The organism is Streptococcus sp. 1004_SSPC (genome assembly GCF_001069025.1).
In the GTDB taxonomy this organism is placed as follows: domain Bacteria; phylum Bacillota; class Bacilli; order Lactobacillales; family Streptococcaceae; genus Streptococcus; species Streptococcus vestibularis.
Genome location: NZ_JWGQ01000129.1, coordinates 51,473 through 57,968 on the forward strand (window position 1 = coordinate 51,473; position 6,496 = coordinate 57,968).

General features: G+C 36.1%; 8 protein-coding genes. 5 read left to right on the forward strand and 3 right to left on the reverse strand.

Annotation, left to right across the window (positions count from 1 at the left end; genetic code table 11):
- Nucleotides 1–143 precede the first annotated feature (143 nt).
- Genes ADF62_RS09840 through ADF62_RS09850 form a run of 3 tightly spaced genes read left to right on the forward strand, consistent with a single transcriptional unit; the run spans nt 144 to nt 1,883 of the window.
- Nucleotides 144–470, forward strand: a complete 327-nt coding sequence (locus ADF62_RS09840; protein ID WP_002887098.1) for a PadR family transcriptional regulator — start codon at nt 144–146, stop codon at nt 468–470.
- On the forward strand, nt 457–1,041 hold the full coding sequence (locus ADF62_RS09845; protein WP_048788687.1) for a DUF1700 domain-containing protein: 585 nt from the start codon (nt 457–459) through the stop codon (nt 1,039–1,041). Before ADF62_RS09840 ends, ADF62_RS09845 begins: the two co-directional genes overlap by 14 nt.
- Nucleotides 1,038–1,883: a DUF4097 family beta strand repeat-containing protein gene (locus ADF62_RS09850; RefSeq protein WP_082162602.1), complete on the forward strand. Its 846-nt coding sequence runs from the start codon at nt 1,038–1,040 to the stop codon at nt 1,881–1,883. The genes ADF62_RS09845 and ADF62_RS09850 overlap by 4 nt, the downstream gene beginning before the upstream one ends.
- Before the next feature lie 37 nt (nt 1,884–1,920).
- On the opposite strand, the gene ADF62_RS09855 is transcribed toward ADF62_RS09850, so the two are convergent.
- Entirely contained in the window at nt 1,921–4,290 is a 2,370-nt protein-coding gene (locus ADF62_RS09855; RefSeq protein ID WP_048788689.1) for a YhgE/Pip domain-containing protein, read from the reverse strand.
- Between the two features lie 127 nt (nt 4,291–4,417).
- On the opposite strand from ADF62_RS09855, the gene ADF62_RS09860 reads away from it, so the two are divergent.
- Entirely contained in the window at nt 4,418–4,957 is a 540-nt protein-coding gene (locus ADF62_RS09860; protein WP_003095287.1) for a TetR/AcrR family transcriptional regulator, read from the forward strand.
- A gap of 74 nt (nt 4,958–5,031) precedes the next feature.
- Here the strand turns inward: ADF62_RS09860 and ADF62_RS09865 are convergent, their stop codons facing one another.
- A complete protein-coding gene (locus ADF62_RS09865) occupies nt 5,032–5,394 on the reverse strand; it encodes a DUF1304 domain-containing protein (RefSeq protein WP_003095271.1) in 363 nt (120 codons plus the stop codon).
- 115 nt (nt 5,395–5,509) lie between these two features.
- On the opposite strand from ADF62_RS09865, the gene ADF62_RS09870 reads away from it, so the two are divergent.
- Nucleotides 5,510–5,698 carry a hypothetical protein gene (locus ADF62_RS09870; protein WP_048788690.1) on the forward strand — a complete coding sequence of 63 codons (189 nt, stop codon included), beginning with the start codon at nt 5,510–5,512 and terminating at the stop codon, nt 5,696–5,698.
- 186 nt (nt 5,699–5,884) lie between these two features.
- Here ADF62_RS09870 and rpsD read toward each other — a convergent pair whose 3' ends face one another.
- A complete protein-coding gene (gene rpsD, locus ADF62_RS09875) occupies nt 5,885–6,496 on the reverse strand; it encodes a 30S ribosomal protein S4 (RefSeq protein ID WP_002885833.1) in 612 nt (203 codons plus the stop codon).

Below are 6,496 nucleotides of genomic sequence, written 5' to 3' on the forward strand. Positions count from 1 at the left end.
ATTATCATAAAAAAGAAAATAGCCCTATTATATAAAATTTTTATATATAAAATATTGACATATCTTTCTAAAAGAGATACACTCAATGTATAAAATAATTATATATAATTTTTATACATATCCTAAAAGCAAAGGAGAACACTATGTATTTTCCAACATCGTCAATCCTGATAGAGTTCCTAATACTAGCTATTATCGATAGAGAAGACTCTTATGGCTATGAGATTAGTCAAACCATAAAGCTTGCGGCTAATATCAAGGAGTCAACACTTTATCCTATTCTCAAAAAGCTTGAGAAAGCAGGCTATATGACCACCTATAGCCAAGCGTATCAAGGGCGTAAACGTAAATATTACAGTATTACCCAAGAGGGAAAAAATCAACTTCAATTTCTTAATGAAGAATGGTTAACCTACAAAGAAACTCTGGATGGTATTGTTGAAGGGAGATTAAGACATGACAAGGACTGAATATATAGCCAAATTAACAAAATATCTACGAAAATTACCACAAAAGGACTACGAAGAGGCTCTCGAGTATTTCATGGAATATTTTGAAGAGGCCGGACCTGAAAATGAAGCTCAGGTTATTGCAGAATTAGGTACACCTAAGGAAGCCGCACATGAAGTCATTAGTCGTCTTCTAGACGAAAAGATTGTTGAGGACAAGAGCAGCTTACGTAATAAAACAACTATCCTTTGGATTGCGATCCTAGCTGTTTTAGCCAGTCCAGTCGCCTTACCAATTCTACTATTCTTCCTAGCTATGCTATTGACACTTCTTTTGATTATTTTTGCAGTTATAGTGACTGCCTTAGCTCTTACTTTTGCCTTACTCATTAGTGGTGTTTACACTTTCTTTACAAGCTTCTCTCTCTTAAATGTTTCACTAGCTTCAACACTGTTTGGAATAGGGCTAGGTCTATTAATGTTTGGAGGAGCACTCTTACTACTTTTGATTTCATTTGAAATCTGTAAACTTATTGAAAAGCTAATTACCCTATTGATTAAATGGCTCATCAAGAAAGGAAGAAAATCATGAAAACTTGGAAAAAGATTGTCCTCGGAGTGTCTCTTACCTCTCTATTTTTAGGAGGAGGATTAGTAGCTTGGGGTTATAGCCAAGGTGGCTTAATAGATTTACAAAATCAAACTAAAAGTGAGCAAGATTATGTCAAGAAAGAAGTTGATGACTTCAGTAAAATTGATATTAAAAGTAGTAGCTACAATGTGCTTATAAAAAATGGTGACGTTGACAAAGCAACGCTTTCTTACTACCAAAAAACAAAAAATCCAATTGACACATCTGTAAAGGATGGTCAATTGACTATCAATGATAACAACTCTGAATTAGATTCAACTTCTAACAAACATATTAACTTTTTCGGATTAAAAGATTTAGTAAGGCTTTCTACTCTCAACGAGGAAGTCAGAAATAAAACCATTGTCATTACACTCCCTAAAAAACAAACGATTGATTTTTTAAAGGTTGATTTAGCAACTGGAAATCTAGATTTAAGTAATAGCACCATCAAACAAGCAGACATTAATCTAAATGTAGGGGACCTAACTTTTACTAAAATGATTGTCAGCCAACTAAAAGCTAACCTTGATGTTGGTAGTGTTGATAGTGATCATACACTTTTTACTAACTTAGATTTATCTATTGCAATGGGAGATTACTCTGGAGATAACCTGATTTTCAATGGTCACAATAAACTTGATGTTACAACCGGTGATATTGAAATAGCTCTTAAAGATTACACGCTCAATGTTCAAGCCGATAGTCACTCAGGAGAGGTTGACATTACAAATAACCTTAAGATTTCAAAGGATAATACACTTACCATTACCTCAGACCTCGGTGATATAACTGTTGAATAACATAAAAAGCCAGCTCACATTAGAGCTGGCTTTTAGTTTATTCATTTTCATACTTTGGTCTATAAATAATAATACCTACAACTACAAAAATAAGTAAGAAAATGAATAACATACGTACTTGATCTGAGATCTGTCCTGTCATTGAAATAGTTTGACGAAGACCTGATACGGAGTAGGACATTGGTAAGAATGGTTGGATGATCTTAAAGAACTTAGGACTAAGTTCAATTGGATAAGTCCCTGCACTAGCCCCTAGTTGCAAAAGCAGCAGAATCATGGAAGCAAATGCGCCATATCTATCATCCCAACCTACAAGGGCTGTAACCAGCGCCATTAAAGTCCATGCTACAAGGAGAATCATACCAAATGTAGCTAATGGATGATTTGGTTCAACTCCCACAAATCGAATGGCAATATAAAGCGCAATAGCAGCCATAGTTGTAATAATACCATTGATAAGTAACTTATTTTTAGTCCAATCAAAACGGCTCGTAAATTTTCTTCCTGTCAAGCTCTTAGCAAAGATAACATTAGTTGAAAGAGCGACAACCATAAGAGAAACAGAAATCATATATGGAGCCATTCCCACACCATTAGTGTCAACCTTATCCTTATCAGTTTTCTTCTCTTTGAGCGGAGCACTCACCATTTTTGCATTGTCTGAGTTTACAGAAACAAGAGAGAGTTGCTGATTAGCCTTGTTTAATGAATTAGATAATGTAGAAAGGTTAGTTGACAGACTTGTCAAGCCATTTGTTAAAGTGTTCCCTCCAGTTGCTAATTGTTGGGCACCTGTATTGAGAGCACTTGTACCACTTTGAAGAGTAGAAAAACCGGTCATTAAACTACTACTGTTAGCATCTAGAGTTTGAGCGCCACTGGCAATTGTTGAAACAGCACCAGTATAAGTTGACAAACCAGTTGAAAGTGCGCTTGCACCTGTTGCTAGAGTACTTTGAGCGGTTGACACACCTGAAGCCACTTGAATTGCTCCTGGTGATAATTGATTGACAAGTACCGAATTGACATTAGCAATATTAGCTTGCATTGATGATACCGTTGATGAAGCTACAGGAAGAAGAGCATTCGCCGAACTTGCAATACCTGAAATAGATGTTTGTAGAGAAGCTAAACTACTTGAATCTCCGCTACTAGTTGTTGTCGTACCTGTCAAGCTAGATAAGGCCGTTGACATACTTGACACATCTGATGCAATAGTTGAAGCATAGCTACTAGCTGTAGATCCTGCATTACTAATTGCCGATGTAATCTCTGCTTGTTGATCTGACGTCAAGCTTTGATAAGCAGCTGTTCCTTGTACCGCAGCCAAATCATTTGCTTTATCAGTTGCACTAGCTGTAGCTATAGAGCTAGCTGCAGAAGAAATATTTGAAAGATAAGTCGCTATTGAACTTGTATCTACTGATGTTGTTGATGTTCCACTTGGTAATGATGTGTTACTTACCGCTGTATTAAGATTTTGAATTGCTGTATTTAAATCAGTTAAATTAGTTGACAAGGTTGACAACTGTGCTTGCTGTTCTTCGGATAAACTTGTTGCTGTAGCCATTTGACTGAGCGCTGTTGACAACGAATCTGCACCTGTAACTAAGGTATTCATGGCCTCTGCTCCTGATACAAATTGACCTGCAGCAGAATTAACGGCCTCAGAGTTCGCGTTTAACTGTGACAAAGCGCCTGACAAAGTTGACACACCTGAAGTATAGGCAGACGCGCCTGAACTCAAGGTATCAACACCTGTAGCCAATGTTTGAGTAGAGCCAGCAAGAGTCCCTAGACCATTTGACAAGGTCTGACTTCCAGATTGAAGTGCTCCTGCACCTGCATATAATTGACTGGCCCCATTCGCTGCAGTTCCCATACCACCTTGAAGTTGAGACATACTCTTAAACACTGCTCCAACATAAGTTGACGTAATATTTTTAGAAACGGTATCCTTTAACTTAGACATGGCAGAATCGCTCATTTTTGAAGAAACGAAGCTATGACCTGCTGTTGTCTGATAAGAGATTTCAAGTTTCTTGGGATCATTTGTCAGAAGACTTGCTGCGTTACTTGAGAGATTTTCTGGAAAAGTGATTACCATATAGTAATCACCGTCTTCTATTCCTTTTTGTGCTTCATTTTCAGTTACAAAATGATAGTCTAAATTTTTATTTTTAGACATATTGTCAACCATATCGTGACCAATATTAAGAGTCTTATCTTGAAAACTAGCGCTCTTATCTTTGTTCACCACTGCCACTGGCAGATTTTTCACATTACCGTAAGGATCCCACATAGAAGATAAAAAGATTAGATTATACAAAGCGGGTATCAATGAAACACCAATAATGGTTATCCATAGCTTTGGACTTTTTAGAAGAGCCTTTAATTCTGCTAACATAATTCTCCTTCTTAGACATCGTGTTTATTTTTATGATATAATCAATTATAAACTCATTAATTTTAAAATCAATATTTAAAAACTTCTTTTGGACATATTGTCTAAAAGTGTGTAAAAGGAGAAATACATGACAAAAGATCAAAGACGTTCACAGACTAAAAAAGCTCTTTTAGATGCTTTGGTAATATGCCTTAAAGACCAAGATTTCAATGATATTACTACCATTCGTCTGGTTCAAACAGCTGGTATTAGCCGTTCGAGTTTTTATACCCACTACAAAGATAAGTATGAAATGATTGATAGTTATCAGAAAGAGCTTTTCCATAAACTAGAGTATATATTTGATAAATATGAAGGAAAGAAAGAAGGGGCCTTTCTCGAAATCTTTGAATTTCTCACTCGTGAAAAGCTCCTATCAGCTCTATTGTCTACAAATGGTTCAAAAGAAATTCAAGATTTTCTGATACATAAACTTCAGCGTATGATAGCTGAAGACTTTATTGACCCTACTGCTGAAAAAAGAGCTCTCAAAGGATTCGAGAAGGATTATGCCAGTATTTATTTTGCGCATGCTATTTTTGGTGCTTGTCAAGCCTGGATAAATAAAGGAAAAAAAGAATCACCTCAAGAAATGACAGACTTTCTTCTACGCTTTATTCCACAATAAATAACTTCAAAATCATAAAAAGCTGTTAACCATTTCAATAGTTAAAGCAGCTTTTTTCTTTTACAATAAAATCCTTAAAATAAGGGAATAATAAGTGAAAGCAAGGTTAAAATTGCGGGTCCGCCTTGCGTTAAAATAATTTTCTTATTGGCAGTTATAGCACCATAAATAGCAGCAAAGAAAACATTGAGTACAAAAACAGTTACAAGTAGCTGACTACTTGTGAAAATCCCATACAAGAGGAATACAGCAATCAAACCATTGTAAATCCCTTGATTTTTAAATAAGTTTGTAACAGAATCACGTTGAAGTTCTTCTTTACTCATATTGAAAACACGACTAGTCGTGTCTGAATGTGTCGCAAAAGTTTCCAAATACATGATATAGAGATGCTCCAAAGCAACAATCCCAGCTAAAATTAGTGTAATAATAGACATAGTAGCCTCCTTCTTAAATAACTTCGACAGTATATCAAAAGTGAACCTTAAAAACAACATGTATGCTTCATACAATTTGAAATGTGGTAAAATAAAGAATGAAAGAGAGGTTCTTATGACAAAGACAGAAGTAATCCAACGTCTCCAAAAAGATTTGGGAATTCCTAGATTTCAGGCTTATATAGAGGATAAAGATTACTCCGAAGAGGAGTACGACCAACTAAAAAAAGATTTGGAAAGCTACTTCACTAACTACGTTTCAAACGTTTCAGCAGATTTTGAAGGCGGATTGGATAATAAATAATTTATACCTCAAAATCATCTATCATCATATTACGAATCCCCAGTCACTTGTACTAGACTAGGGACTTTTTTATATTAGAAGACAAACTTGTAACTAAACAAATAACTGAACAAACCTAAAAATCAATGATTTAAGATAAACAAAAAAGCCCATAACAACGGGCTTTTTGCAAAATGAATTTTAAAATTAAAGCATTTTGTTGTAGAATTCAACGACAAGTGCTTCGTTGATTTCTGGGTTGATTTCATCACGTTCTGGAAGACGTGTCAATGAACCTTCAAGTTTTTCAGCATCGAATGATACAAATGCTGGACGTCCGATAGTAGCCTCTACTGCTTCAAGGATAGCAGGAACTTTAGCTGATTTTTCACGAACTGAGATTACTTGACCAACTTCAACGCGGTATGATGGGATATCAACACGTTTACCGTCAACAAGGATATGACCGTGGTTTACAAATTGACGTGCTTGACGACGAGTAGTTGCAAGGCCGAGACGGTAAACAACGTTGTCAAGACGACGTTCCAAAAGAACCATAAAGTTGAAACCAAGTGTTCCACCTTTAACTTTAGTAGCTTGTACGAACAAGTTACGGAATTGTTTTTCACCCAAACCGTATGAGAAACGAAGTTTTTGTTTCTCAGCCAATTGCAAACCGTACTCTGAAAGTTTTGAACGGTTGTTTGGACCGTGTTGACCTGGTACGTAGTTACGACGTGCCAATTCTTTACCTGTGCCTGTAAGTGAGAAACCAAGGCGACGTGATTGTTTCCATGATGGACCTGTATAACGTGACAT

What these genes read in the sequence shown, in the direction of transcription:
- ADF62_RS09870 (WP_048788690.1), top strand. Translation starts at nt 5,510, where the DNA reads ATGACAAAGACAGAAGTAATCCAACGTCTCCAAAAAGATTTGGGAATT.
- rpsD (WP_002885833.1), bottom strand. Translation starts at nt 6,496, where the DNA reads ATGTCACGTTATACAGGTCCATCATGGAAACAATCACGTCGCCTTGGT.
- ADF62_RS09865 (WP_003095271.1), bottom strand. Translation starts at nt 5,394, where the DNA reads ATGTCTATTATTACACTAATTTTAGCTGGGATTGTTGCTTTGGAGCAT.
- ADF62_RS09860 (WP_003095287.1), top strand. Translation starts at nt 4,418, where the DNA reads ATGACAAAAGATCAAAGACGTTCACAGACTAAAAAAGCTCTTTTAGAT.
- ADF62_RS09855 (WP_048788689.1), bottom strand. Translation starts at nt 4,290, where the DNA reads ATGTTAGCAGAATTAAAGGCTCTTCTAAAAAGTCCAAAGCTATGGATA.
- ADF62_RS09840 (WP_002887098.1), top strand. Translation starts at nt 144, where the DNA reads ATGTATTTTCCAACATCGTCAATCCTGATAGAGTTCCTAATACTAGCT.
- ADF62_RS09845 (WP_048788687.1), top strand. Translation starts at nt 457, where the DNA reads ATGACAAGGACTGAATATATAGCCAAATTAACAAAATATCTACGAAAA.
- ADF62_RS09850 (WP_082162602.1), top strand. Translation starts at nt 1,038, where the DNA reads ATGAAAACTTGGAAAAAGATTGTCCTCGGAGTGTCTCTTACCTCTCTA.